General features: G+C 64.7%; 23 protein-coding genes. 9 read left to right on the top strand and 14 right to left on the bottom strand.

Annotated features, from left to right (window positions below):
• The first annotated feature begins 48 nt into the window (after positions 1–48).
• Positions 49–1,371 (top strand): DUF1295 domain-containing protein, encoded by a 1,323-nt coding sequence (locus K2W81_RS05380; protein ID WP_294102051.1) that lies wholly within the window; start codon positions 49–51, stop codon positions 1,369–1,371.
• Here the strand turns inward: K2W81_RS05380 and K2W81_RS05385 are convergent.
• Both K2W81_RS05385 and K2W81_RS05390 read right to left on the bottom strand, forming a co-directional pair.
• Positions 1,368–2,741 carry a glutamate--cysteine ligase gene (locus K2W81_RS05385; RefSeq protein WP_294102053.1) on the bottom strand — a complete coding sequence of 458 codons (1,374 nt, stop codon included), beginning with the start codon at positions 2,739–2,741 and terminating at the stop codon, positions 1,368–1,370. The two genes, K2W81_RS05380 and K2W81_RS05385, sit on opposite strands and share 4 nt — an antisense overlap.
• Positions 2,742–3,392: 651 nt before the next feature.
• Entirely contained in the window at positions 3,393–4,139 is a 747-nt protein-coding gene (locus K2W81_RS05390; RefSeq protein ID WP_294102054.1) for a 16S rRNA (uracil(1498)-N(3))-methyltransferase, read from the bottom strand.
• A gap of 111 nt (positions 4,140–4,250) precedes the next feature.
• Here K2W81_RS05390 and dxs point away from each other — a divergent pair, with 111 nt between their 5' ends.
• Genes dxs through K2W81_RS05405 form a run of 3 tightly spaced genes read left to right on the top strand, consistent with a single transcriptional unit; the run spans position 4,251 to position 9,237 of the window.
• Complete coding sequence (dxs, locus tag K2W81_RS05395; protein WP_294102055.1) at positions 4,251–6,176, top strand: 1-deoxy-D-xylulose-5-phosphate synthase; 1,926 nt, start codon at positions 4,251–4,253, stop codon at positions 6,174–6,176.
• Complete coding sequence (locus tag K2W81_RS05400) at positions 6,173–6,634, top strand: DUF2141 domain-containing protein (protein ID WP_294102057.1); 462 nt, start codon at positions 6,173–6,175, stop codon at positions 6,632–6,634. The genes dxs and K2W81_RS05400 overlap by 4 nt, the downstream gene beginning before the upstream one ends.
• 20 nt (positions 6,635–6,654) lie before the next feature.
• A complete protein-coding gene (locus K2W81_RS05405) occupies positions 6,655–9,237 on the top strand; it encodes an MMPL family transporter (RefSeq protein ID WP_294102208.1) in 2,583 nt (860 codons plus the stop codon).
• On the opposite strand, the gene K2W81_RS05410 is transcribed toward K2W81_RS05405, so the two are convergent.
• Both K2W81_RS05410 and K2W81_RS05415 read right to left on the bottom strand, forming a co-directional pair.
• Complete coding sequence (locus K2W81_RS05410) at positions 9,216–10,259, bottom strand: VacJ family lipoprotein (RefSeq protein WP_294102059.1); 1,044 nt, start codon at positions 10,257–10,259, stop codon at positions 9,216–9,218. The genes K2W81_RS05405 and K2W81_RS05410 overlap by 22 nt on opposite strands.
• Positions 10,260–10,264: 5 nt before the next feature.
• Complete coding sequence (locus K2W81_RS05415) at positions 10,265–10,888, bottom strand: ABC transporter substrate-binding protein (RefSeq protein WP_294102061.1); 624 nt, start codon at positions 10,886–10,888, stop codon at positions 10,265–10,267.
• A 296-nt stretch (positions 10,889–11,184) separates the two neighbouring features.
• On the opposite strand from K2W81_RS05415, the gene ispH reads away from it, so the two are divergent.
• Together ispH and hpnH are read left to right on the top strand one after the other, a co-directional pair.
• Complete coding sequence (gene ispH, locus K2W81_RS05420) at positions 11,185–12,147, top strand: 4-hydroxy-3-methylbut-2-enyl diphosphate reductase (protein WP_294102062.1); 963 nt, start codon at positions 11,185–11,187, stop codon at positions 12,145–12,147.
• An 11-nt stretch (positions 12,148–12,158) separates the two neighbouring features.
• Positions 12,159–13,304 (top strand): adenosyl-hopene transferase HpnH, encoded by a 1,146-nt coding sequence (hpnH, locus tag K2W81_RS05425; protein ID WP_294102064.1) that lies wholly within the window; start codon positions 12,159–12,161, stop codon positions 13,302–13,304.
• Here the strand turns inward: hpnH and K2W81_RS05430 are convergent.
• From K2W81_RS05430 to hpnA, 7 genes are all read right to left on the bottom strand, one after another.
• Positions 13,301–13,999, bottom strand: coding sequence for a phosphorylase (locus tag K2W81_RS05430; RefSeq protein WP_294102066.1), 699 nt, complete (start codon positions 13,997–13,999; stop codon positions 13,301–13,303). The two genes, hpnH and K2W81_RS05430, sit on opposite strands and share 4 nt — an antisense overlap.
• 157 nt (positions 14,000–14,156) lie before the next feature.
• On the bottom strand, positions 14,157–16,124 hold the full coding sequence (gene shc, locus K2W81_RS05435; RefSeq protein WP_294102068.1) for a squalene--hopene cyclase: 1,968 nt from the start codon (positions 16,122–16,124) through the stop codon (positions 14,157–14,159).
• Positions 16,125–16,251: 127 nt separating this feature from the next.
• Entirely contained in the window at positions 16,252–17,490 is a 1,239-nt protein-coding gene (hpnE, locus tag K2W81_RS05440; protein ID WP_294102209.1) for a hydroxysqualene dehydroxylase HpnE, read from the bottom strand.
• A complete protein-coding gene (hpnD, locus tag K2W81_RS05445; RefSeq protein WP_294102070.1) occupies positions 17,490–18,329 on the bottom strand; it encodes a presqualene diphosphate synthase HpnD in 840 nt (279 codons plus the stop codon). Before hpnD ends, hpnE begins: the two co-directional genes overlap by 1 nt.
• Entirely contained in the window at positions 18,326–19,171 is an 846-nt protein-coding gene (gene hpnC, locus K2W81_RS05450) for a squalene synthase HpnC (RefSeq protein ID WP_294102072.1), read from the bottom strand. The genes hpnD and hpnC overlap by 4 nt, the downstream gene beginning before the upstream one ends.
• On the bottom strand, positions 19,168–20,340 hold the full coding sequence (locus K2W81_RS05455; RefSeq protein ID WP_294102073.1) for a glycosyltransferase: 1,173 nt from the start codon (positions 20,338–20,340) through the stop codon (positions 19,168–19,170). The genes hpnC and K2W81_RS05455 overlap by 4 nt, the downstream gene beginning before the upstream one ends.
• Positions 20,337–21,338 carry a hopanoid-associated sugar epimerase gene (gene hpnA / locus K2W81_RS05460; RefSeq protein WP_294102074.1) on the bottom strand — a complete coding sequence of 334 codons (1,002 nt, stop codon included), beginning with the start codon at positions 21,336–21,338 and terminating at the stop codon, positions 20,337–20,339. The genes K2W81_RS05455 and hpnA overlap by 4 nt, the downstream gene beginning before the upstream one ends.
• Positions 21,339–21,429: 91 nt before the next feature.
• Here hpnA and hpnI point away from each other — a divergent pair, with 91 nt between their 5' ends.
• Together hpnI and hpnJ are read left to right on the top strand one after the other, a co-directional pair.
• Entirely contained in the window at positions 21,430–22,554 is a 1,125-nt protein-coding gene (gene hpnI / locus K2W81_RS05465; RefSeq protein ID WP_294102210.1) for a bacteriohopanetetrol glucosamine biosynthesis glycosyltransferase HpnI, read from the top strand.
• 13 nt (positions 22,555–22,567) lie between these two features.
• Positions 22,568–23,998 (top strand): hopanoid biosynthesis associated radical SAM protein HpnJ, encoded by a 1,431-nt coding sequence (gene hpnJ, locus K2W81_RS05470; RefSeq protein WP_294102076.1) that lies wholly within the window; start codon positions 22,568–22,570, stop codon positions 23,996–23,998.
• 7 nt (positions 23,999–24,005) lie between these two features.
• On the opposite strand, the gene K2W81_RS05475 is transcribed toward hpnJ, so the two are convergent.
• Genes K2W81_RS05475 through K2W81_RS05485 form a run of 3 tightly spaced genes read right to left on the bottom strand, consistent with a single transcriptional unit; the run spans position 24,006 to position 25,621 of the window.
• Positions 24,006–24,284, bottom strand: coding sequence for an addiction module antidote protein (locus K2W81_RS05475; protein WP_294102078.1), 279 nt, complete (start codon positions 24,282–24,284; stop codon positions 24,006–24,008).
• Between the two features lie 33 nt (positions 24,285–24,317).
• Entirely contained in the window at positions 24,318–24,608 is a 291-nt protein-coding gene (locus K2W81_RS05480) for a type II toxin-antitoxin system RelE/ParE family toxin (RefSeq protein ID WP_294102080.1), read from the bottom strand.
• A 35-nt stretch (positions 24,609–24,643) separates the two neighbouring features.
• Positions 24,644–25,621, bottom strand: a complete 978-nt coding sequence (locus tag K2W81_RS05485) for a flippase-like domain-containing protein (RefSeq protein WP_294102081.1) — start codon at positions 25,619–25,621, stop codon at positions 24,644–24,646.
• 129 nt (positions 25,622–25,750) lie between these two features.
• Here K2W81_RS05485 and K2W81_RS05490 point away from each other — a divergent pair, with 129 nt between their 5' ends.
• Positions 25,751–26,911: a hypothetical protein gene (locus K2W81_RS05490; protein ID WP_294102082.1), complete on the top strand. Its 1,161-nt coding sequence runs from the start codon at positions 25,751–25,753 to the stop codon at positions 26,909–26,911.
• Positions 26,912–26,992 lie beyond the last annotated feature (81 nt).

Below are 26,992 nucleotides of genomic sequence, written 5' to 3' on the forward strand. Positions count from 1 at the left end.
GACGTCCTTCACGGCTTGCTTACCATTGCGACGCTATCAATCCGCTTGATGTTGCACGATCCTGCCCTTGCCCGCGCCGCCACGGCTGATCCGCGCCCGGTGTCTGCCGTCAGCACCGGGGTCGGCGTGGTCGGGCTGATCGGACTGCTGTGCTGGGTCGCGGTGGCGCGCTGGTTCAAGATGGACGGGCCGCTTTCCGCCATGACTAATGTGCTGGCGTGCGGCGTGCCTATGGTGCTGTGGTCGGTGTTCGTCGACAAGGTCCACCGGCGCCCCTCGACCGGGATCGATTGGGCGCAGACCAAGAGTTGGCGCGAGACGATCGACATCAGCCTGACCAAGCTCGCTGGCCTCTGGATCACCTGGGTAGGCATTGCGCTCATTTATTTCACCGGCCGCTTCTACTGGGCCGATCGCTTCGCCTTTTCGATGAGCGTTTTCGGGGCGGTCGCGCCGTTCGTGTTCATGCTGTCAATTCCCTATGTCATCTGGCTCGACCGCAAGCTGGTTGAGCCCAAGGACGGCGCCTGGGCGCTCGGCGCGTGGATGATGGGCACCGAAAAGGTCGAGCCCGAAGCAATCTACAGCCATTTGCGCAGCTGGGGCGTGAAGGCCTTCTTCCTTGCCTTCATGCTGGCGATTGTGCCGCCGGGCTTCGGCGAGTTCATCCGCGCCGACTGGAACGTCGTGCTCAGCAATCCGGTCGCGCTCGCCAATTGGCTGATCACTTTCATGTTTGTGATCGACGTGGCGTTTGCGACGGTCGGCTATGTGCTGACGATGCGTCCCCTCGACGCGCATATCAGGAGCGCGACACCCTATGCAGCGGGCTGGACGGCGGCGCTGATCTGTTACCCGCCGTTCGTGCTGATGGCGGGCGGCGGGCCGCTCGATTATTCTCCCGGCACGCGCGGGCCCGATGGCTGGACGATCTGGTTTGCCGGACAGCCGGTGCTGCTGGCGGTGATCGGCGCGACATTGGTGGGTCTGACCGCCGTTTATGCCTGGGCAACAGTCGCGTTCGGCTTCCGCTTCTCGAACCTCACGCACCGCGGCATTTTGACGCACGGGCCCTACGCCATCTCGCGCCACCCGGCTTACCTCTCGAAGAATCTGTTCTGGTGGCTGTCGATCTTGCCCTTTTTCACCACCGGCAGCTGGGTCGACGGCGCGCGCGCGACGATCCTGCTCGCGGTCGTGAGCGGCATTTATTACTGGCGCGCCAAGACCGAGGAATGGCACCTCGGCGCCGATCCCGACTACCAAGCCTATTGGCACTGGATGGAGCGCAATGGGCCGGTGCCGCGCTTCTTCGGCTGGGTAATGGGTCGACGCGTACCGGCCATGCCGGTCGCGCCTGAGCAGGCCTAAAACCGCATCTCGTCATAGATCGGCGCGACGCTTTCGCCCCACGCGCCGTGGTAGCGATCGAGCAATGCCTGCGCGGGGACTTTCCCCGAGCGGACGATCTCGCGCAGCGGATCGAGGAAGCCGGTTTCGTTCGAGCCGCCCGCGTCGAGCCGCGCCCGCGCCGCAAGGCCCGCATGCGCGATGTCGAGGACTTCGCCCGCAATATCGCGCAATGTGCCGCCCCCCGGCAGCGGCGCATCGAGCGCGAGCCGGGGGACCGATGACCGCAGCGTCTCGCGCCCGTCCATGTCCCAGCCCTTGACCAGGTCCCACGCCGCATCGAGCGCACCCTGATCGTACAGCAGCCCGACCCAGAAGGCGGGCAGCGCGCAGATGCGATTCCACGGCCCGCCATCGGCGCCGCGCATTTCGAGGAAGCTCTTCAACCGCACTTCGGGGAAAGCGGTCGAGAGGTGATCGTTCCAGTCGTCGATCGTCGGCAGTTCGCCGGGCAGGACCGACAACTCGCCCCGCAGGAAATCGCGGAAGCTGAGGCCCGCTGCGTCGATGTACTTACCGTCGCGATAGACGAAGTACATCGGCACATCGAGCGCATAGTCGGCGTACCGCTCATAGCCAAAGCCCTCTTCGAACACGAAGGGCAGCATGCCGGTGCGCGCCGGATCGGTGTCCGACCAGATATGGCTGCGATAGCTCAGCATGCCGTTGGGCTTGCCTTCGGTGAAGGGCGAATTGGCGAACAGCGCGGTCGCGAGCGGCTGAAGTGCCAAGCCGACGCGGAACTTCTTTACCATATCGGCTTCTGAACTATAGTCCAGATTGACCTGAATGGTACAAGTGCGCAGCATCATGTCGAGGCCCATGCTGCCGACGCGCGGCATATGGCGCAGCATGATCGCATAGCGGCCCTTGGGCATGATCGGCAGCTCGGCCCGCGTCTTGTCGGGCCACATGCCAAGGCCCAGGAAACCGATGCCGAGCTTCTCGCCGACCTTCAGCACTTGTTCCAGATGCCGCCCCGTTTCCGCGCAGGTCTGGTGGAGATTGTCGAGCGGCGCGCCCGACAACTCGAACTGGCCGGCCGGCTCAAGGCTGATCGATCCGTCGCTGCCCGACATTGCGATGACGTTTCCGCCCTCGATCACCGGCGACCAGCCAAATTCGGTGAGCGCCATCAGCAGGTCGCGGATGCCGCCGGGTTCGTCATAGCTTGGCGCACGGTGATCGTCGGTCTTGTAGACGAATTTCTCGTGCTCGGTGCCGATCCGCCAGCGATCCTTGGGCTTTTCGCCCTTGGCGAAGCTCGCGATCAACTGGTCGCGGTGTTCGATGACCGCCGACTTCTGCTCAGTAACGGTCTTCGTGCTCATGGGCAGCGCCTTTAGCGGGCGTTGCGATCCCGCGCTAGAGGCGCACGCTTCGGATTGGCGCCGCACCTAGATCGTTCGTGCCGTTCGTGCTGAGCTCGTCGAAGCGCCGTTTTTAGCTGCGCCCATCTGGGGAGCCCAGCTTGAGCCAACGTATGTGGCTGAGAATTTTTCGATCTTTAATAATAAGCCTGTGTTGCCATCAACATAGTCGCTGATGGTCATAGGCATCATATCTTCCCGGATAGATGTGTTTATGAGTTAAGCGTTTCTATTTCTTCGAAAATGCCTGCCTATAAAGAAACAGGTCCAAGAAATAAATGGATAGACAAAAAGTCCCAAAATTAGGAATTTGTCACTGCCTGGAACGCCACCAACGGCGGCCAGGATTGCGAAGGCGATATAGCCGACCGTTATCAAAGATGATGCGAACATTCCCAATTTCGGCGACGCGAAAGAAGAAGTGAAGGAAACAAGAGAAATCGCTATTATTACTGGTAAAATCTCCCGTACGAAATAAAACATGCATTTCTCCTTTCGAGACTCTTGGGCAGAAGAAGGGCGGCCGCCTTCGACTGCCTGCCAATGTGGGCGCTCAGGAATTGCTGCGACAAGCTGAGGGCGAACGGAACGGAACCTCTGAACTTGAAATCTTCACAAGCCCCAATCGCCCGCGCTTGCCATCCATAGCGTGACCGCGGCGGCGGCTGCGGTATCTGCACGCAGGATGCGGGGGCCAAGGCCAATGCCAATCGCTTGCGGGATAGCGCGAATCGCGTCGCGCTCCTCAGGCGTGAAACCGCCTTCGGGGCCGATCAGGATCGCGGCGGGCCCGGGGTGTGCGGCCATCGCCGCCGCAGCGGGCGCCCCGCCGGTTTCGTCAGCGAAAAACAGCGCGCGCTCGACCGGCCACTCGCGCAGCAATGCGGCCAGCTTCACCGGCTCGGCCAGTTCGGGCACGGCGGTGCGCCCGCATTGCTCGGCCGCTTCGACCATATGCGCGTGTAGCCGCTCGCCATTCAGCCGGTCGACGATCGTGCGGGCGGTGATCACCGGCACCAGCCGCGCGACGCCCAGCTCGCACGCTTTTTCCGCCACCCAGTCGATTCGCCCCTTCTTCAGCGGCGCGGCACAGAGCCACAGATCTGGAACGACTTCGACGGGGCGCAATTGCTCGGTCAGCTCGACCGTCAGTGCTTTCCGCCCCACATCGCGGGTGATTGCGAGCCATTCGCCGCTCACCCCGTCGAACAGCTTGACCGGATCCCCGGGCTTTAGCCGCATCACGCCGCCCAGATAATGCGCCTGTGGCCCGTCGATCACGCGCATCCCGGCGACCAGCGGCGGGGTCACGAACAAGCGCGGTGTCGATTGCGGGGGCCAGGCAGGCGTAGCGGGCATGACGCAGCGATAGCGGAGCGCGCGCGCGGCGTCATCCTGCCGCTATTCTGCAACATGTTCACCTTTGTGTTTTGATCGGCTAAAGCGGCCTTTCGAACATAGGAATCCTGCATGTCCACCGAACCCAAGACGCCGCTTCTCGATCAGGTCCGCTATCCCGCCGACCTCCGGAAGCTGGCCCCAGAGCAGCTTACCCAATTCGCCGACGAACTGCGTCAGGAAGTGATTTCAGCCGTTGGCGTCACCGGCGGCCACCTTGGCTCGGGGCTCGGCGTGGTCGAGCTGACGACGGCGATCCATTATGTGTTCAACACGCCCGACGACCGGCTCGTGTGGGACGTCGGCCATCAATGCTATCCGCACAAGATTCTGACCGGGCGGCGCGACCGCATCCGCACGCTGCGCACCGGCGGCGGGCTGAGTGGCTTTACCAAGCGCAGCGAAAGCGAATATGATCCGTTCGGCGCGGCGCATTCGTCGACCTCGATTTCCGCCGCGCTCGGCTTTGCGGTGGCGAACAAGCTCGCGGGGACACCGGGCAAGGGCATTGCCGTGATCGGCGACGGCGCGATGAGCGCCGGCATGGCCTATGAAGCGATGAACAATGCCGAACAGGCGGGCAATCGGCTGGTCGTGATCCTGAACGACAATGACATGTCGATCGCGCCACCCGTTGGCGGTCTGTCGGCCTATCTGTCGCGAATCGTGTCGAGCCGCGAATTCCTCGGCCTGCGCGATCTGGCGAAGAAGCTCGCCAAGCGGCTGCCGCGCCCGATCGCCGAAGGGCTGAAAAAGACCGACGAATTCGCGCGCGGCATGGCGATGGGCGGCACCTTGTTCGAAGAGCTCGGCTTTTACTATGTCGGGCCGATCGACGGGCATAACCTCGACCAGCTTATCCCGGTGCTCGAAAATGTCCGCGATGCCGAGGAAGGGCCGATTCTGGTCCATGTCGTGACGGTCAAGGGCAAGGGCTATGCGCCTGCCGAAGCCGCTGCCGACAAATATCACGGCGTCCAGAAGTTCGATGTGATCACCGGCACGCAGGTCAAAGCCCCGCCGGGACCGCCCGCGTACCAGAACGTCTTTGGCGACGCGCTGATCAAGGAAGCCCAGCGCGACCCGACGATCTGCGCGATCACCGCCGCCATGCCGTCGGGCACTGGGGTCGATCGCTTTGCCAAGGCCTTCCCCGATCGCAGCTTCGACGTGGGCATCGCCGAACAACATGCGGTGACGTTTGCAGCTGGCCTCGCGGCGCAGGGGATGCGCCCGTTCTGCGCCATCTATTCGACCTTCCTCCAGCGCGCCTATGATCAGGTCGTCCACGACGTGTGCATCCAGAATCTGCCGGTGCGTTTCGCGATCGACCGCGCCGGGCTGGTCGGTGCCGATGGCTCGACGCATGCCGGGTCGTTCGACGTGACTTATCTCGCGACGCTCCCCAACATGGTGGTGATGGCGGCGGCCGATGAGGCCGAGCTGGTCCACATGACGCACACAGCGGCGCTGCACGACACCGGCCCGATCGCGGTGCGCTATCCGCGTGGCAACGGCACTGGCGTCGCGCTTCCAGACGTGCCGCAGCGGCTCGAAATCGGCAAGGGCCGGATCGTCCGTCAGGGTCACAAGGTCGCAATCCTGTCGCTCGGCACGCGGCTGGCCGAAGCGCTCAAGGCCGCCGACGCGCTCGATGCCAAGGGGCTGTCGACGACGGTCGCCGATCTGCGCTTTGCCAAGCCGCTCGACGAGGAAATGATCCGCAAGCTGCTGACCAGCCACGAAGTCGCGATCACGATTGAGGAAGGCTCGATCGGTGGGCTTGGCGCGCATGTGCTGACCTTCGCCAGCGACACTGGCTTGATCGATGCGGGCCTCAAGCTGCGCACGTTGCGCCTGCCCGATCGCTTCCAGGATCAGGACAAGCCCGAAAAGCAATATGCCGAAGCCGGGCTCGACGCCGATGCGATCATCGAGTCGGTCCTGAAGGCGCTGCGCTGGAACGAAGGCGCGGTCGCGGGAGAAGCGCGCGCGTGACCAAGCTATCATGGCTGGCGGCGGCCGCGGCGATCCTCGTCGCGTCGGCCGCCTCTGCGGGCGCGCGTCAAGGTCAGACCGGCGCGGTGCTCACGATCGCCATCACCAACATCCGCGCGACGACGGGCAAGGTTCATATCGACCTGTGTCGCCAGAGTGAGTTTCTGAAAACATGCGCCGTCGTCGCCGATGTCAAACCGGAGCGCGGCACGACGACAATCACCGTGCCCAATGTCGCGCCCGGCGATTATGCCGTGCAGGCGACCTATGACCAGAATGGCAATGGCAAGGTCGATCGCGGCCTGTTCGGCATTCCCAAGGAAGGTGTTGGCTTTTCGAACGACGCGCCGATTCGCCTCGGCCCGCCGAGCTGGAAAGACGCCGTCTTCAATGTGAACGGCGACAAGGCGATTACGCTGCGCATGCGTTATTTCATGGGCGGGGATAACAAGCCCTGACCGAGGCGGCAGCCACGGCCATCCACAGCATCGTCGCGTTCAGCGCGCGGCGGGCGTGGCTGTTGCTGCTCGCGCTGATGCTGGCGACGGTCGGCGCCGGTTGGTTTGCGGCGACGCATTTCGCGATGACCACCGATACACAGGCGCTGATTTCGCCCAAGGTCGCGTGGCGCGTGAACGAGGCGGCAGTCAATCAGGCCTTCCCGCAACAGGCGCTGACGATCCTGGTTGTGGTCGACGGCAAGACGCCCGAACTGGCCGAGCTGGCGACCGCGCGGCTGGCTGAACGGCTGGCCAGCGACAAGGCGCAGTTCCAGAATGTGAAGCGCCCCGACGGCGGCACGTGGCTTTCGCAGCACGGGCTGTTGTTCGGCTCGGTCGCCGAAGTGCGATCGACCACCCAGTCGCTGATTTCCGCCCAGCCGCTGCTCGGGCCGCTCGCCGCCGATCCGTCGCTGCGCGGGATCGCGGGTGCATTCGGGACGATCCTCACCGGGGTCGAGAATGGATCGGCCAAGCTTGCCGATATCGACAAGCCGATGGTCGCGCTCAACAGCGCGCTGGCGAAGGTTGAAGCGGGGAGGCCGGCCTATTTCTCGTGGCAGGCGTTGTTCGCTGCCAAGGGCGGGCAGGCGCCGCCGACGCGGCGGCTGATCCTCGCCAAGCCGGTGCTCGATTTTACCTCGCTCAAGCCGGGCGAAAAGGCGGTCGCGGCGATCAACGCCGCCGCGCAAGCGATGAAGTTCGACGTCGCGCATGGCGTGCGGGTGCAAGTGACCGGCGACGTGCCGCTCAACGATGAGGAATTTTCCTCACTTGAGGAAAACATCGGCATCGTCGGGCTGATCATGGCGCTGGCGATGCTGGTCACGCTCTGGTTCGCGACCAAATCGGCCAAGATCGTGGTCGCCATCGTCGTCACGATCGTCGCCGGGTTGGTGATCGCGACGGCGGTCGGGCTGGCGGCGGTGGGCACGCTCAACCTGATTTCGGTCGCCTTCATTCCGCTGTTCGTCGGGCTCGGCGTTGATTTCGGCATCCAGATCAGCGTGCGCTTCAACCATGAACGCTGCGAAGGGGCGAGCATTCCTCAGGCGCTCGAAAACGCCGCCGCCGCGCTCGGCGCGCCGCTGACGCTCGCGGCGGGCGCGGTGTTCTTGGGTTTCGGGGCGTTCCTGCCGACCGATTATGTCGGCATTTCGGAACTCGGCATCATCGCTGGTCTTGGCATGGTGATCGCGCTCGTTCTGTCGGTCACGCTGCTGCCCGCGCTGATCATGCTGCTCAAACCGGGCAAGCCAACGCGCGACGTGGGCTTTGCCGGAGCAGCGCCGCTCGATCACTGGCTCGCGCGCCACCGAAAGGCCGTGCTGTGGGCATTCGCTGGGTCGATGGCGGGGACGATTGCGCTGCTGCCGCTGGTCAATTTCGACTTCAATCCGCTCCACCTGCGCAATCCGAACGGCCCGGCGATGAAGTCGCTCGCCGATCTGATGCGCGATCCGCTGCGCACGCCCAACACCATTTATGTGCTCGCTGACACGCCCGACGCGGCGAAAGCAATCGCGGCGCGCGCCGCCAAGCTTCCGCAAGTCGCGCAAGCCGTGTCGATCGACAGCTATATCCCCAACCAACAGCCCGAAAAGCTCGCACTGGTGCAGGATGCGTCGCTACTGCTCGATCTGACGCTTAATCCGTTCGATGTCGCGGCCCCTCCGGGCGATGCCGAAACTGTGGCCGCGCTCGCCACCACGCGCGATCAGCTCGCGCGCGTCGCCGCGACGCAGAACGGCCCGGCTGCGGGGCACGCCAAGACGCTGGCGGCAACGCTTGGCCGATTGGCCGCTGCATCCCCAGCCGTCCGCACCCGCGCGACCGAAGCACTCGTACCGCCGCTGACCGTGATGCTCGATCAGGCCCGCGCCGTGCTGCAAGCAAGCGACGTGACCCGCGAGACGCTGCCGCCCGAAATCGCCGAGGACTGGATCGCCAAAGACGGGCGCGCGCGGGTTCAAATATTCCCGAAGGGCGACAGCAACGACAATCGCGTGCTGACGCGCTTCACGGCGGCGGTGTCCAAGATCGCCCCGACCGCCACTGGCTTGCCCGTCGCGACACAGGAAGCCGCCAAGACTGTCGCCTGGGCATTCGTGCAGGCGGGCATTATCGCGCTCGCGCTGGTCAGCTTGCTGCTGTGGATCGTGCTACGCGACATCCGCGAAGTCGCCTTCACGCTCGCGCCCGTGGTGCTGTCGGGGTTCCTGACGCTGGGGAGTTGCGTGTTGATCGGTCAGCCGATCAACTTCGCCAATATCATCGCCTTCCCGCTGTTGTTCGGGGTGGGCGTCGCCTTCCACATTTATTTCGTGATGGCATGGCGCGACGGCGCGACTGACCTGCTCCAGTCGAGCCTCGCGCGCGCCGTGCTGTTCTCGGCCCTGGCGACGGGCAGCGCGTTTGGCGCGCTATGGCTATCCTATCATCCCGGCACGGCGAGCATGGGCAAGATCCTGATGATCTCGCTCGCCTGGACTCTGGTCTGCGCGCTAATCTTCGAACCCGCGCTGCTCGGCCCGCCGCGTCAGATCCGCCAGTCGGAATAGGCAACGAAGGCCAGCGTCGCGTCCTGCGGGACAGGCTGGGCTGACGGGGTCGCAGCAGGTGCCGGCTCGGCGGGCGCGGTGTCGGTTGGCGGGGTCGGCTCGGTCGCAGGCGGCGTAGCGTCGCCGGGTTTGGCTTCGGGATCGGCGAGCGGGTCGTCGAGCGGGTCGTCGAGCGGCGACGGTGCGGCTTCCCCGCGCACTTCGGCAACCTCCAGCGCGCGGTTCTGTAAATAGACCGACCGCAACGTCGCATAGGGATCAGCGGCGCCGTTGAGCAGCGCCTTCAGTTCGGTATCCGATTCGACGCGCAGGTCGAGCCCCGTGATCAGGCCGTGCGGGATCTGATATTCGATGCGGTCAAACGGCTCGCCGATGTTGAGCGGCAGGATGAATCCATCGGCTTGGCTTGCGACAAGATCGCGCAAGGTTGATGGGCCAAAAAAGGGCAGGAACACATATGGACCCGGCTTCACGCCATAGCGCGCAAGCGTGTTGCCAAAGCCGTTCTCGCGGTGCGGCAGCCCGTCATCCTTGGCAAGATCGAGCAGCCCGCCGACCCCGGCGGTTGAATTGATCAGGAAGCGCGCGAAGGTCTTGATCGCACGCTTGGGCTTCAACTGGAGCAAGTCGTTCAGGAAAACGATCGGCTCGTGGATGTTCGCGAAAAAATGTCGCAACCCGCCACGGACCGGTTTGGGCACCACCGCCTTATAGGCGAAGGCAAGCGGGCGGAAAATCGCGCGGTCAAAGGTCTGGTTGAGCCGGTACATCGCCCGGTTGAAGCCCTCCAACGGATCGCCCTTGGCGCGGGTGCGCCGCGCAACCGGCGGCGTGACGGATGCGGGCGCAGCGACCGGTGCGGCCGCTGCCTCGACGGGCGCAGTCTCGACGGGTGCGCTCTGGTCGACCGTTGCCGATTTATCGGCGGTTGGTGTCGGCACCGCCTGCTGGCCGGGCACGCCGCCCGACGCCAGCATGAACGCAATGACAAGCTCGCTCCCGGTGCCGGTCAGTCCCCCCATGCCGCTCAGCGCTTGTCCGCGAGCGTGTTGATGTGGCTTACCAGTGCCGTCGGGCCGCCCTTCGCCAGAATCGCTTCGAAATCGGCGCGCCGCGTGGTGAGCTGGCTGATCGCATTTTTGAAATAGACGTCGCTGATCTTCCAGTCGGCGCCGACCTGATGGACGCGGTAGGCAATGCTCACCGGGGCTTCGCGCGGTGTGGTCAGCGTGGTCTTGACCAGCCGGTCGCCGCCGCGCGCATCGACCTTGGGGTCGATCGCGAAGGCCTGACCCGACCAGTCGTCGAAATTGCGGGCATATTCGTTGATCGTCAGCTTGCGGAACGCGGCCTGCAACGCGGTGCGTTCAGCGGGCGTCGCCTTCACCCACGGCAGGCCGACCGCGAGGCGAGTCATCAACGGCAGATCGAATGCGCGGTCGACGACCGGCGCAATTTGTGCGGCGCGGCCACTGAAGCCCAGCTTCTGGCCGCCCTTCATGATTGCAATCAGCCCGTCGTCCAGCGTCTGCACCGGCGCGCGGGCAGGGTCTGGTGCTTGCGCCGGGGCTGCCGTCGCGATCGTCAACGCAAGCGCCACCGGCGCGAGTGCCGCGAGCGAAGCAGAATTGGGCAGGGAAAAGCGGGGCATGGTCGAACTCCTGCGGTGGTAAAGGCGATAAAGCGGTGCGTCTTTGGCGTCCACCCCCTGAACCTAAGCTGGCAAAAACGGCACCAACGCGGCTCTTTCGCGTGCGATCAGGGCCGACGCGGCGGCATGGCGAGTGAGCCGGACAGAATTTTGCTTTTTTTCTTGCCGCACTGCACTATTATGACATTTGCCTTTTGAAGGCCGGGGTTGCGATCAAGGATGGTCACGATGCTGCCCGAATCTTCGCGGAAAGAGGCGACGCGGCGGCTCTTGGGGGTAGGGAAAGGGACTATTCCTTGGAAGTAATATTGGCACAGCCGCGCGGCTTCTGCGCGGGCGTCGTGCGGGCAATCGAAATCGTCGAACGCGCCATCGACCTCTATGGCGCGCCCGTCTATGTGCGCCACGAAATTGTGCATAACCGCCACGTCGTCAATAAGTTGCAGCGCAAGGGCGCGATTTTTGTCGAGGAACTCGATGAAATCCCCGATGGCGCGCGCACCGTCTTCAGCGCGCACGGCGTGTCGCGTGCGATCGAGGATGAGGCGGCCCGGCGCGGCCTGCCGGTGCTTGATGCGACCTGCCCGCTCGTCACCAAAGTTCACATTCAGGGGCGCCGCTATGCCGGGCAGGGCCGCACGATCGTGCTGATCGGCCATGCCGGCCATGCTGAGGTCGAGGGCACGATCGGCCAGGTCGGCACGCCGGTGCATCTGGTGTCGACCGAAGCCGATGTCGCGGCGCTCCCGCTCGCCGACGATGCGCCGGTCGCCTATATCACCCAGACGACGCTGTCGGTCGACGACACCCGCAGTGTGATTGCGGCGCTCGAAGCGCGCTTCACCGATCTGGTCGGCCCGGATGTGACCGAGATTTGCTACGCGACGCAGAATCGCCAGACTGCGGTGCGCGACCTTTGTCGCGTGGTAGACTTGTTGCTGGTGGTGGGCGCCGAGAACAGCTCCAATTCGAATCGCCTGCGTGAAATCGGCGTCGATGAAGGCCTGCCGAGCTTTCTGGTCGCCGATGGCAGCGCGATCGACCCGGCATGGTTCGATGGCGTGGAGGTTGTCGGGCTGACGGCGGGCGCTTCCGCCCCCGACGAACTCGTCGATAGCGTCATTGCCACCTTGCGCAATTTGGGTCCGGTCAAAGTCTCCCAACTCGACGGCATCGAAGAAAGGGTGGAATTCAGCCTCCCTTCCGAGCTAAGGCACGCCACTTCCGCGCTTCACCCCGCCCGCGTCACGGCGGCATAGGAACCGATCGTATGACTCTTCCGCTCTCACTGCTCGCCCGGATCGGCAGCTACACCGTTCGCAAGGAATTCAGCGGGAAGAAATATCCGCTCGTCCTGATGCTCGAGCCGCTGCTGCGCTGCAACCTCGCCTGCCCCGGCTGCGGCAAGATCGACTACCCGGATGCGATCCTCAACCAGCGGTTGAGTGTGCAGCAATGCATGGACGCGATCGACGAATGCGGCGCGCCCGCCGTCTCGATCGCGGGTGGCGAGCCATTGCTCCACCGTGACATGCCCAAGATCGTCGAGGGCTATATCGCGAAGAAGAAGTTCGTGATCCTGTGCACCAACGCGCTGCTGCTCAAGAAGAAGATCGACGATTACAAGCCGTCGACCTTCTTCACCTGGTCGATCCACCTCGATGGCGACAAGGGCATGCACGACCACGCCGTCGATCAGGAAGGCACGTATGAAGTCGCGATCGAAGCAATCGAAATGGCCAAGGCACGCGGTTTCCGCGTGCAGGTCAACTGCACCGTGTTCGACGGCGCCGATGCCGACCGCCTCGCGGCCTTCTTCGACGAAATGGAAAAGCGCGGCGTCGAAATCACCATCTCGCCCGGCTATTCCTATGAGCGCGCCGCCGATCAGGAGCATTTCCTGACGCGCGAACGCACCAAGAATTTCTTCCGCGACGTGTTCCGTAAAGGTGACGGCGGCAAGAAGTGGACCTTCACCAATTCGCCGCTGTTCCTCGATTTCCTCGCGGGCAACCAGACCTATGAATGCACGCCTTGGTCGATGCCGCTGCGCACCGTCTTCGGCTGGCAGAAGCCCTGCTATCTGGTCGGCGAAGGCTATGTCGACACCTTCGCCGAGCTGATGGAAGGCACCGATTGGGACCAGTATGGCGTCGGCAAGTACGAGAAATGCTCGAACTGCATGGTCCATTGCGGGTTCGAAGGCACGGCGGCGAGCGATTCGATCCGCAATCCGCTCAAGATGTTCGCGATCGGCCGCAACGGCGTTCGGACGGAGGGGCCGATGGCGGCGGACATCGACTTGTCGAACGCGCGGAAAGCAGCCGACGTTCACTCGCTGCACGTCGAGCGCGAGCTGGAGCGGATCAAGGCGGCCGATCCCGAGGGTTACAAGCGGACGCAGCGCGCGGCTTAGGCCTTGTTCAGGGCCGCGATTGCGTCGGCGACGCGGCCCAGTGCCCGAAATGCCGCTTCGGCGCTGCGCCCGGTGCGGATCAGCGCGGGGAGTTGCGCGGGGTCGCGCGCGAGGCTCAGCAGCACTTTGCCCAGCGCCATCGATCCGTCGGGGTTCATCCCGACGAGCGCGGCGGGGGGCAAGGTTTCGCTGGCCGTATCCGATATCGTCCTGATCGCGGCGAAGGGCAGGCCGTGGCGCGCGGCGACGCGGGCGGCGATGTGCGATTCCATGTCGACCGCGAGCGCACCGGTGGCGGCATGGAGCGCGGCCTTTTCGGCGACGGTGGCCGCGATGTGATCCTGACCGATGATCGGGCCGAGGTGGGCGTGGGGGAGGGCAGCCGTCAGGCGCTCCACAAATTCCCCCCGCCCGTTCGTGTCGAGCGCAGTCGAGACACCGATCACATCGCTTTTGGCCCGTCCCTCGACTACGCTCGGGACGAACGGGGGGAGGTGGAGGACTAGGTCGCCCGCCTTCAGCGCTGGGTCGAGCGCGCCGCCGATGCCGCAGGACAGAATCATCGTCGCGTCGTATGTCGCCGCTTCAAGCGCCGCCTCCAACCGCGCAGCGTCGCCGCCGCCGGGGATCGCCAGCACGCCGTCGCGCGAGAGGATGGCGGCTTCGCGTTGCAGACCGCAGGCGATGAGGATCACGCGGTCGGACCCCGCTCAGCCCTATCGTCACCCCGGCCCTGTGCCGGGGCCCACCGCGCCACAATCCATGGCGTCGCGGTTGGAGGGGTGGGCCCCGGAACAAGTCCGGGGTGACGGTGAATGATGTTGCGAAGGCAGCCTAAGAGCGCAGCGGCCCTCACATCCCCCACGCGACATCCCGCGCGTTCGACCGCTTCAAATTCCGGTACCGCGCGACAGCCCACAACGGGAAATACTTCGGATAGCCGTGATAGCGGAGGTAAAACACGCGCGGGAAGCCGCCGCCGGTATAGTGTTCCTGCCCCCACAGCCCGTCGGCATCCTGATGCTCGACCAGCCACGCGATCCCGCGATCGACAGCGTCGCCATCGACGCGCCCCGCCGCCATCAGCGCGAGCAGTGCCCAGGCGGTCTGCGATGCGGTCGAGGGGGCAGGGGTGTATCCCGCATAATCGAGCGCATAGCTGTCGCAATCCTCGCCCCAGCCGCCGTCGGGATTCTGGATCGCTTCCAGCCAGTCCGCCGCACGCGCGATCGAGGGGTGACCGGCGCCAAGCCCCGCCGCGTTGAGCGCGCAGAGCACCGACCAGGTGCCATAGATGTAATTGACGCCCCAGCGCCCGAACCACGACCCGTCCGGCATCTGCTCATCGGCGAGATAGGCGAGCGCCGCCTTCATCCGGTCGCTGTCGGTCTCGCCCAATTGCGCCATCATCGACACGCAGCGCGCCGTGACATCGGCGGTGGGCGGGTCGAGCAGCGCGCCGTGATCGGCGAACGGAATGTTGTTCAGATAATCATAGGTGTTGTCGGCATCGAACGCGCCGAAGCCACCATTCTTCGATTGCAGCCCGACGGTCCATTCATTGCCGCGCGCAATCGCTTCGTCATAGCCGCCGGCGCCAAAACCTGCTGGCGCGAGCTTGTCCTTGGCGCGGTCGAACGCGAGCACGACGACGGCCGTATCGTCGAGATCGGGATAGTGCGCGTTGTTATACTGAAACGCCCATCCGCCGGGGCGGACATCGGGCTTTTCCTCGGCCCAGTCACCCTTCACATCGAGCACTTGCAGCGGCTTGAGCCACTCGAGCCCCGCGCGGGCGCGTGCTTCATTCTCCTCGCCGCCCGCCTCCAGCATCGCATGCGCGGCGAGCGCGGTATCCCACACGGGCGAGACGCAGGGCTGGCAATAGGCTTCGTCGTCCTTGATCACGAGCAGCTTTTCGACCGACTGGCGGGCAATGGCGCGGTGCGGGTGATCGGGCGCGTAGCCAAGGCAATCGAACATCATCACGCTGTTCGCCATCGCCGGATAGATCGCGCCGAGCCCATCCTCGCCGTTCAGCCGCTCGACCACGAAATCGACGCAGGCGCGGATCGCGCGGTCGCTGCTGCGCTTCGGCCAGACCGGTTCGAGCGTCTTCAGCACGCGGTCGATGGCGCCGAAGAATAGCTGCCAGTGCCGCTTGGCCCCCGCGACATTGCTTTTGAGCGGCGCGGCTTTGACAGTGTAAAGTTCCTCGACCTTGATGCCGCGCGGGTTCTTCGCGAGCGGCTTCTTCACGCCGAGCACGAGCAGCGGCACGATCACCGTGCGCGCCCAGTAGGACATTTTCGACAGATGCACCGGGAACCAGCGCGGCAGGAGGATCAGCTCGGCCGGCATCGTCGGGATGACCGACCACGGCCCCGCCCCGAACAATGCGAGCTGGATGCGGGTGAAAACATTGACCGCCGCCGCCCCGCCATGCGCGTGGATCGCCGCGCGGGCACGCGCCATGTGTGGCACGTCGATATCGTCGCCGATCATCTTGAGCGCGTAATAGGCTTTGACCGTCGCCGAAATGTCGAAGTCCCCGGCGTGGAACAGCGACCAGCCGTGGTGCTTGGCGGACTGGATGCGGCGCAGATAACGGCCGATCTTGGCTTCGAGCGTGGCGTCGACCGGCTCGCCGAGATAATGGCGCAGCAGCACATATTCGGCCGGGATCGTGCAATCGGCTTCGAGCTCGAACACCCAGTGGCCGTCGTCGCGCTGGACGTCGCGCAGGGCGGCGGCGGCGCGCGTGGTGGCGGCGTCGGCAGCGGCGATCAGGTCGGGTCGGGTTTCGGTTAGGGTCGACATTGCAGCGAAACTCATTCCCCCAAATCATCCCCAACCGTTCGTGTCGAGCGAAGTCGAGACACCTTGCGACTCGCGCGCGGCCCGTCCCTCGACTTCGCTCGGGACGAACGGTTAGCTGGTCTTTAGTCTAGGTCAGCCGATTTGCCAATTTCGCCGCCGTCACGCCGGAACGGATCGCGCCTTCGATCGTCGCGGGCAACCCCGTTTGCGTCCAATCGCCCGCGAGGAACAGGTTCCGGTACTGCGTCGCGGCACCGGGGCGCAGCGCATCCTGCTCCGGAGTGGCCGCGAAAGTGGCGCGCTTCTCCTTGACGATCTGCCACGGCGGCAGCTCGGTCGGCAGCTTGTGGATCGCCGCAATCTCGCCCCAGAAAGTGCGCGCCAGCGTCTCGCGGTCGGTGTCGACGAGGCGATCGGCGCCGCTCACCGTCACCGAAATCCGGTCTTCGAAGGCGAAGATCCATTCGGCCGTCCCGCCAATCACGCCGATCATCGCGGGGGTGCCCGGAGGCGGGGCAAAAGCGAAATGCGCGTTGACGATCGCGCGGAATTCGGTCGGCGCGCTCAGCCCCGGCAGCAGGCTCTGCGCGACCCACGGCGGCACCGCGAGAATCACCGGGCCATGCACCGGCTCGATGCCATCGCCGAAATCGAGTCCCGTTACGCGGTCGCCCTCGGTCACCAGCGCGCGCAGCCGGGTGCCGGTCGCGAGCCTGCCACCGCGCAAGGCGAGCCATGCGAGCGCAGGCTCGACGAACGCCGCCGCCAGAGTCGGCTCGGCAATGCGGGGCGCGCTCGCCTTGCCGCCGCGCGCAAGCGATCCCTTGATCACGGCGGCGGCGAGCCGCGCCGATCCCTCGCGCGGATCTGTGTTGAGTGCCGATAGCAGCACAGGGTCGATTAGAAGCCGCGCTAGCTGTCCTGATAAGTCGATGCGGTCTGATACCCGGTCAGAATTCCGGCCTACGAGCAGGCGCCCCAAGGCGGCGTATGAGGCGATTCCCGTGCCGGGGACGCGCCGCCCGGCGAACAACAGCCACCACGGGATCGGTCCGTCATTGGGGCGAATCGTCCAGCGCGCGCCGTCCTTCAAATCGACGAAATCGAAGCTGGCGCTCGCCGGGCCGACGACCCGATCGCTCGCGCCGATCGTCGCCAGATAGGTCGCGACCGCCTGGTTGCCCGCGAGCACCAGGTGATTGCCATTGTCGATCACGCGGCCCAACTGCGGGTCGTGATAGCTGCGGCAGCGACCGCCAGCCTGCGCCGCGCTGTCGGACAGCTCGACCTTCCAGCCATCGCGCGCGAGTTCGACCGCCGCCGACAGCCCCGCCATGCCCGCACCAATGATCGTCGCGCGTCGGATCAACGCATCAACCACAGCCGGGCGACGGTGAACAGCAAGGCGGCCTTGTTGACCTTGATCCGTGTGCGCGGCGGTCCCCAGCCGACTTCTTCCATCCGCGACAGGATTTTCTCATACACCGCGCCCATCAGGCGCGGCGCGATCAGATGCCCCTTGGGGCGGCGTTTGAGAATGGCATCGGCGGCGGCATAATGTTCGTGCGCCAGCTTGGCGAGATCGCGCGCGGGCTGGTCGAGGTGCGGGTCGGCGGCGACCGCCTGCGGCGACGACAAGTCGACGCCGGCCTGAACCAGGTGTTCGCGCGCGAGGTAGACGCGGCCGATCTCGGCATCCTCGTCGATGTCGCGCAGGATGTTGGTGAATTGCAGCGCGCGGCCAAGGTGATGCGCGAGCTTGATGCCCTCGTCATGCTCCATGCCGAAAATCTTGACCGACAGCCGCCCGACGGCCGAGGCGACGCGGTCGCAGTAAAGATCGAGCGTCGCGAAATCGGGCGCGCGGACATCGTCGACCACGTCCATCGCCATGCCGTCGATCACCGCGTGGAAATCGGCCTTTTCGAGATGGAAGTGATGCACGGCTTCGGCCACCAGTTCGGCGCGGCCCGGTTGCTTGCCATCGTAAAGCGCGTCGATATCGTGGCGCCAAGCGTCGAGCGCTTCGGCGCGGCTCGCGCGGTCGCCTTGCTGGTCGTCGGCGATATCGTCGACCGCGCGGCAAAAGGCATAGACGGCGTACATCGCCTCGCGCTCGGCCTTGGGCAGCACGCGCATCCCGGCGTAAAAACTGCTGCCCGATACCTGCGCCTGCAGCGCGGCGGGAGTGTTCTTCGGATTCATGCGACCAGCCGCCGGATCGCGGCCCAGGCGGCAAGCCCCGCCATTTCGGCCTTGCCGTGATGGACGCGCTCGCTGAGCGGATCATGCGTGATCAGCCGCCGCGTCAGGCTTTCGGCGAGGCGCTGGATAATGGCGACTTCGACCGCGAGGCGCTTGTCGCGAATCATGCCGGAAAAGGCCGCCGATTGCGCGAGCAGGCCTTGAGTCTTTTCCGCCAAGGCGACGATCACCGATCGCAGCGCCGGACTCGCCTTGTCGGCGCCCAGTTCCTCGACGCGGGCGCCCGCGTCGGTGAGCATCTCGGTCGGGATATAAACGCGGTCGATCGCGCGATAATCCTTGCCGCAATCCTGCAAGTGATTGATCACTTGGAGCGCGGCGCACAGCGCGTCGGACGCGGGCCAGGTCGCGGGGTCCTCGCCATGCACGTCGAGCACATAGCGTCCGACGGGGGCCGCCGAATAGCGGCAATAGTCCATCAGATCGGCCCAGCTTGCGTAGCGATCGACGGTGCAGTCGCGTTCGAAGGCGGTCAGCAGGTCCAGTCCGTGCTGCGGGGTGAGGGCGTGCTGATCGAGCACGGCGCGGAGCGCGCGCGATTCGGGGTTGGTGTCGCTCGTTCCCGCCAGCGTCGCGCGCATCGCGGCCAACAAGGCCAATTTTTCGTCAGTGCTCGCGGCGGCATTGTCGGCAACATCATCGGCAGCGCGCGCGAAATGGTAGAAGGCCATCACCGGCGCGCGGTGTTCGGGCTTCAGCAGGAACGACGCGACGGGAAAATTCTCGTCCTTATGCCCCTTGCCCGAGGCGAGCGTTGCGGCTTCGGCGGTGATCGCGGTCATGCGCCGATCGCCGCTTGAGCGCGGCCCTTCCACATGCCGCCATGCCCGCGCCAATGCGCCCACGCCGAGGCGAAGGTTTGGGCCGCATAAAACAGCGCAATGGCGGGCAGCGCCACCCCCCACAGCGGCGAGCGACGATAGAAACGCAACATCGGTTGGAAGGCGATCGTCATCAGCACCCACGCGGCAAGCCCAAGCCCGCGCGCATAGCCTTCGGCGAACAGGGTGAGCAAGACCGGGATGAGGTATATTAGCGCAAGCCCCACCAAAGTGCCCGCCAGCAGCACCGGCGAATAGCGCAGCTGCGCATAGGCCGAGCGCGAAATCATCGCCCCGACCGACGCCCATGTGTCGTACCGCCGGATGCTGACCGAGCGGTCGGTGAGGCCCAGCCACACGCGGCCCTGCCGCTTCATCAGCGCGCCGAACGCGCAATCGTCGATCAGGGCGCTGCGCACCGCCGCGATTCCTCCGGCGGCTTCGAGCGCGTCGCGGCGCGCGAGCATGCAACCGCCCGCCGCGCCGCCGATGCCGCCCGCGCGGTTCACGGCGGCGAAGGGATAGAGCATCGCGAAGAACCAGACGAAGGCGGGGATCAGCGCACGCTCGGCGAGGCTTTCGCAGCGCAGCCGCGCCATCAACGTCACCAGCACGCGGTCATCGCCGACCGCGCGGGTGATGAGGCTGGTGAGCGTGTCGGGGGCGTGGGCAATATCGGCATCGGTCAGCCAGAGGTAATCGGGCGCCCCCGCCGCCGCGATGCCTTGATGCACGGCCCACAGCTTGCCGGTCCAGCCGGGCGCGAGCGGCGCACCGGTGAGGATGGTGAGTCTATCAGCCCGTCCAAGCCCCTCCCCTGAAGGGGAGGGGCTTGATTTTGTAGCAGCTTCCCCGGCTGCCCGCGCGATCGCCGCCGTGCCATCGCTCGAATTATCGTCGACCAGCACCACCCGGAAATCGCCCGGATAATTCTGCGCAATCAGGCTGCCAATCGATCGCGCGATCACTTCGGCTTCGTCGCGCGCGGGCACCACGGCCACCACCGATGGCCAAACGGTGGGCGCTGGCGGCAGGCCCAGCGAGTCACGCTCGCGGGTCAGCCAGAAGCCGTCGCGTGCCAACACGAGCACCAGCCACACCGCCAGCGCAACGCCGCCGACCCAGATCATGCGATTCGGCCCGCCGCGCGGAACCAGTCGACCGCATCGCGCAACGCCTCGGCATAAGGCCGCGCGCGATAGCCCAGCTCAGCCTCCGCTTTGGCCGAGGAGAAATACATGTTGTGCGCCGCCATCTTGAGCGAATCGACCGTCAGAAACGGGTCGGTCTTGCCGGTCAGGCGGCACCAAGCTTCATTGGCATAGGCGAGCGGGAACAGCGGCGCGCGCGGGATGACGACCGACGGCGGCTTGCGCCCGACGATCCGCGCAATCTCGCCGAGCATACCGCCAAGCGACACATCCTGCCCGCCCAGAATATAGCGCTCGCCAATCCGCCCCTTCGCCAGCGCGAGCAGATGCCCGGCCGCGACATCATCGACATGGACGAGGTTGAGCCCGCTTTCGACATAGGCGGGCATTTTGCCATTGGCGGCCTCTACAACGATTCGCCCCGTCGGCGTCGGCTTCACATCGCGCGGGCCAATCGGGGTCGAGGGATTGACGATCGCCACCGGCAGGCCGTCCGCCGCCATCGCCTCGACCAGTCTTTCGGCCACAACCTTCGAGCGCTTATACGCGCCGACCGCTTGCTCAGGCGTAGCGGGGCGCGTCTCGTCGGCGGCGTCACCGTCGAGCGGCTTCAGCGTTGCGACGCTCGACGTATAGACGATGCGTTCGACCCCCGCGTCGCGCGCGGCATTCATGACCGCGAGCGTGCCCGTGCGATTGTTGCGGACGATTTCCTCGGGGTCGGGCGCCCAGATCCGGTAATCGGCGGCGACATGGAACAGATAGCGCACGCCTTCGGCTGCCCGCCGCACCGATCCTTCGTCGCGCAGATCCCCTTCGACCAGCTCAGCGCCGAGTCCGGCGACGTTGGTGCGGTCGCTGGTCGCGCGCACCAGCAGCCGCAGCCGCGCGCCTTGCGCCGCCAGCGCGCGGGCGACCGCCGCCCCGACAAAGCCGCTCGCCCCCGTCACCAGAACTTTTTCGTCATTAAATATCATTCCGGCTCCAAATTAAGTTATGTTCACACTAGGCACGCGCCGCACTTCGTGGGAAGTTACCATCGGGGAGGGGCTTGGAGACAGGCCCGTGATGTCTTTCGTATCGATCTTGCTGCTGGGGATGGCAGCCATCGGCACGCTGTTCAACCTTGCTGCTGCGGCGCTGGTGCGTCCGGCGCGGGCGATGCGCCCCCGCGACCAATGGCCCTCGGTCACGGTGCTCAAGCCGCTGCACGGGATGGAGCCTGCGCTCGAAGAGAATCTCGAGACGCTTTTCGCACAGCACTATCCAGGGCCGGTCCAGATCATCTTCGGTACGTCGAGCGTTGCCGATCCCGCGCTCGGCGTCGTCCAGCGGCTGACCGAGCGGCACCCCGATGCCAATGTCGTGCGGGTCAGCAACGCCGCGCTGATCGGTGCGAATAAAAAGCTTTGTAATCTCAGCAATATGGTCGGCGAACTGGCGCACGACATCGTGGTGATCGCCGATAGCGACGTCGCCTGGGCGCCCGACACGCTGGCCCGCGTGGTCAAAGCGCTCGATCGGCCAGGCGTCGGCCTCGTCAGCTGCCGCCATGTCGGGCGCGGCGATGCCGGCTTCTGGTCGCGCGTCGCGGCGATGGACATAGCCTATCGCTTCATGCCGAGCGTCATTCTGGGCCGTGCGATTGGCTTGGCCCAGCCGGTGCTGGGGCCGACAATGGCGCTGCGGGCCGAAACGCTGGCGCGAATCGGCGGCTTTCCGGCGTTCGTCGATTTGCTCGCTGATGATTATGAAATCGGGCGGGCGGTACGTGGGCTGGGGTTGACGACCGAATTGTCGAACTTCTTCATCATTCAGGGGTGCAGCGAGCCGGGCCTCGGCGCGCTCGCCAGCCATGAACTGCGCTGGTCGCTCACCGTGTACCGAATCGATCCCATTGGCTTTGTCGGCAGCCTGCTGACCCATGCCTTGCCGCTCGCACTTCTCGCGGCGGTCGTGTCGGGCGGATCGGCGACCGCGCTCTCGATTCTGGGCCTTGCGATCCTGTCGCGGCTGATCGTCAAGGCGCGGATGGACCGCGCCACCGGCTTCGCCAGCGGACCCGCCACGCTGCTGCCCTTGCGCGATCTGCTGTCGTGCGCGATATTCGTTGCCACTTTCTTCATCGACAAAGTCGATTGGCGCGGCAGTCAATTCCGGGTAACGCGCGACGGAAAGTTACAGTTGCGATAAGGTTTCACGCTCCATGGTCATGCGCACGCTCTTCCTCCAGGCGCCCTCGTTCGACGGTTATGATGGCGGCGCAGGCTCGCGCTATCAGGCCAAGCGCGAGATCAAATCCTTCTGGTATCCGACCTGGCTCGCGCAGCCGGCCGCGCTCGTCGAAGGATCAAAGCTGATCGACGCGCCCGCGCATGATCTGTCGTTCGACGACATCAAGCACGAAGCGGCGCAGCGCGATCTGGTCGTCATCCACACCTCGACCCCCGGCTTCAAGCAGGACGTGCGCGTGGCGGGGATGCTCAAGGAGCTGAACCCGAACCTGAAGGTTGGCTTCATCGGCGCGACCGTCGCGGTCGATGCCGCCTGGGCAATGGCCAATGCGCCAACGGTCGATTTCGTCGCACGCAACGAATTTGATTTCACCATCCTCGACGTCGCGAAGGACATTCCGCTCGCTGACATCAAGGGCATCAGCTTCCGCAATTCGGAAGGCGTCGTGATTCATAATGAGGACCGCGAAGTCCTGATGGACATGGATTCGCTGCCCTTCGTCTCGCCGATCTACAAGCGCGATCTGGTGATGGAGAATTACTTCATCGGCTATCTCAAGCACCCCTATGTCAGCTTCTACACCGGGCGCGGCTGCAAGAGCCGCTGCACCTTCTGCCTCTGGCCGCAGACGGTCGGCGGGCATAACTACCGCACGCGCTCGGTCGGGCATGTGATCGAGGAAGTGAAATACGTCCTGAAGGCATTCCCGCAGATGCAGGAGCTGTTCTTCGACGACGACACGCTGACCGACAACCGCCCGCGCGTTGAAGAACTCGCGCGCGAACTCGGCAAATTGGGCGTCACATGGTCGTGCAATGCCAAGGCCAATGTGCCGTACGAAACGCTCAAGATCATGCGCGACAATGGCCTGCGGCTACTGCTTGTCGGTTATGAAAGCGGCAACCAGCAGATCCTGCACAACATCAAAAAGGGCCTGCTGATCGAAACCGCCAAGCAGTTCGCCAAGGATTGCCGCGCGCTCGGCATCAAGATCCACGGCACCTTCATCATGGGCCTGCCGGGCGAGACCAAGGACACGATCCAGGAAACGATTGCCTACGCCAAGGAAGTCAATCCGCACACGATTCAGGTGTCGCTCGCGGCGCCCTATCCGGGGACGTTCCTGTACAAGCAGGCGATTGAAAATGGCTGGTTCGACGGCACCGACCATCTGGTGGCGGATGGCGGCGGGCAGATCGCCCAGCTGACCTATCCGCATCTTGCGTCGGACGAGATTTTCGAGGCGGTCGCCGAATTCTACAAGAAATTTTACTTCCGCCCCTCGAAGGTCGGCGCGATCGTCGCCGAAATGGCCACCAGCCCGACGATGATGAAGCGTCGGCTCCGCGAAGGCGTGGAGTTCTTCGACTTCCTCAAGAATCGGAATACCGAAGCGGCGTAAGGCGGGGTTAGCGCGCGGCGACCTTCGCGCTCAAGTCGATCTGCAACGCCGCTAACACGGTCATCAGCGTTTCAAGCGTTGGATTGCCGTCATCGGCGATTGCCTTGTAAAGCGTTCCGCGCGCAATGCCGGTATCGCGCGCAAGCGATGTCATGCCACGCGCACGTGCAATCGTGCCGATCGCGTGGACGATCACGCGGGGGTTGCCGGTCGCGAGCGCTTCGCCGAGCAGTTCGGCTTGGATCTCGGCGTCGTCGAGATGTTCACTCGGGTCAAAACGGGTCATGCCATCCATGCTAGTCGGCCCTCCTTTGGCCGCTCATGCCAGTGCCGCAATCATCTCGCGGGCTCGGGCGATGTCGCGTTCCTGCGAACTTTTGTCCCCGCCGCAGAGCAGCAGGATGATCGTGTCACCGCGCTGCGTCAGATAAACCCGATAACCGGGGCCGTGATCGACTCGCAGCTCAGTCACCGCGCCGAAGCGCTTCAGATTGCCGACATGGCCGCCCTCCAGCAGCGCGATTGCCTTGGCAATTCGTTGTTGCGCGCGGCGGTCACGCAATCTGCCGAACCAATTGGCGAAAGTCGGCGTCTGCTGGACTTCGAACACATGTCCCGTTTAAGGGACGAATACTCCATTGTCAACTATAGGGAACGCGCGGGGGCTGATTTGTTGCCCCCCTCAAACCGATACCAGAACCAGAACCCCGGCAGGCCGATCGCGACATCGGCGATGCGCTTGATCAGCGACAGCGCGAGCGCTGCTTCCGCCGGAATGCCGAAGCCGCCGCACAGCAGGACGAACGCGCCTTCCTGCACCCCAATTGCGCCCGGGACTGCGAAGGCCGCCCCGCGCACTGCCTGGCCGATGCTCTCGATCACCAGCGCCTCGGCCCAAGTCACCGGGTGGCCCATGAAGCCGAAGATGACATAGACCTCGGCGCACCCGACGATCCACGCCGCGAGATGCGTCGCCGCACTCACCAGCATTGCCTGCCTGCGCTCGCGGATGCGGGCCAGCGCCGCGTAAAACGCATCGGTCGCGGCAAAGGCCGTCCATTCCTTGCCGCCCGCGAGCTTCTTGAGCGCGGTCACCAGCAGCGCACCGAACCCCATCCGCTGGATGAAATAGAATGCCACCAGCAACGGCACCGCGATCAGCAGGCCGGTCACCACGGTGCGGATGATCGACGGATCGGCGCCAAGCTGGAGCAGCAGCAGGGTCCCGCCGAGCGTGAAAATGAATTGCGTCACGACTTGCAGGAACAGGTCGACCACCACCCCCGCCGCCGCCATTGGCGCGGTCAGGTCGCAAAAGGTCATCAGCCGCGCCGCGACGATATCGCCGCCGATCTGCGTCGTCGGCAGCAGCGTGTTGACGGTGTCGCGGACAATGCGGATCGCCGCGCTCTGATGGAATTTCGGCCGCTGGTCGCGCGGCATGATCACCCATGACGAATAGGCGAGCATCAGCGTGAGCGCATAGCGCACCAATATGGCGAGCAATATGCCCCAACCGACCAGCGCGACCGCCCGCGCAATGTCCCCCAAGCGAATGCCCGACCAGACCAATCCGGCAATTGCCAGGATCAGTACCGTGCCGACAATGAGGAAGCGCTTCATATTACTCGACAAAATGTCTCGACCAGCTGTGGCGGAACCGATTGGTTGCGAATGGCGATCCCCTTGGGCTACGAGAGCGGCGGGGTCAATCGGATCGATCTACAGGCAAGAATACCGGGACATGAGAGCATGACGAACGAACTTGGCGCGATCGAGCGGACCGCGATCGACGGCGACCCCATCACCAGCGACGCAGCAACGCCCGTGGCCGCCGCGACCGGGCCGGTCATGTCCTACAATGAGTGGGATCCGCTCGAGGAAGTGATCGTCGGTCGCCTCGAGGGATCGGTGGTGCCGTCAGTGCATGTCACCGTGACGTACAATCTGCCGCCGCTGATCTCGCGGCTGTACCGGCTCGCGGCGGGGATGAAATATCCCAAATGGCTGGTCAACAAGGCGCAAGGCGAGCTCGACGGCTTTATCGCGATTCTGGAAGGTGAGGGGATCAAGGTCCGGCGCCCCGACATCATCAACCACCGCAAGAAATTCCGCACCCCCGAATTCACCTCGCGCGGCTTCTGCGTCGCCTGCCCGCGCGATGGGTTCATGGTGGTCGGCGACGAGATCATCGAAACGCCGATGTGCTGGCCGACGCGCTATTTCGAGGGCAATGCGTACCGGTCGCTGTTCAAGGAGTATTTCAACGGCGGCGCGCGCTGGACCTCGGCCCCGCGCCCGCAGCTTTCGGACGAGCTGTTCGATTTCAACTATCAACTCCCGACCGGGCCGGGCACGCCCGAGAAGTACGTGATCAACGAATTCGAGCCGGTGTTCGACGCCGCCGATTTCGTGCGCTGTGGACGCGACATTTTCGTCACGCGCTCGAACGTCACCAATCTGGCCGGCATCAACTGGCTGCGGCGGCATTTGGGCAGTGAGTATACGATCCACGAGCTGCCGAGCATCTGCAAACAGCCGATGCACATCGATTCGACCTTCATGCCGCTCGCACCGGGCAAGGTGCTGGTCAATCCCGACTATCTCGATCTCGACCGGCTGCCGCCGATCCTGAAGAAATGGGATGTGCTGGTGGCGCCCCGGCCCGATCCGATCGACAATGTCATCGCCAAAATGTCGATGTGCAGCCCATGGACGAGCATCAACGTGCTGTCGCTGACCGAAAAGAAGGTGGTGGTCGAACGTCAGCAGCCGACGCTCATCAAGGCGCTCAAGGATTGGGGCTTCGAGCCGATCCCGTGCGATTTCTTCAGCTACGGCCCGTTCGGCGGCGCCTTCCACTGCGCGACGCTTGATGTGCGGCGGCGGGGGACGTTGCAGTCGTATTTTTGAGGGAAGTGCTTGGCGTTGAGCCTGTAAATGTGACGCGACCGCTGTTGGGTGGAGACCGGTCGCGCAGCTTTAACGCGCCTT

Origin of the sequence: Sphingomonas sp. (genome assembly GCF_019749955.1) — a bacterium.
Taxonomy (GTDB): Bacteria; Pseudomonadota; Alphaproteobacteria; order Sphingomonadales; family Sphingomonadaceae; genus Sphingomonas.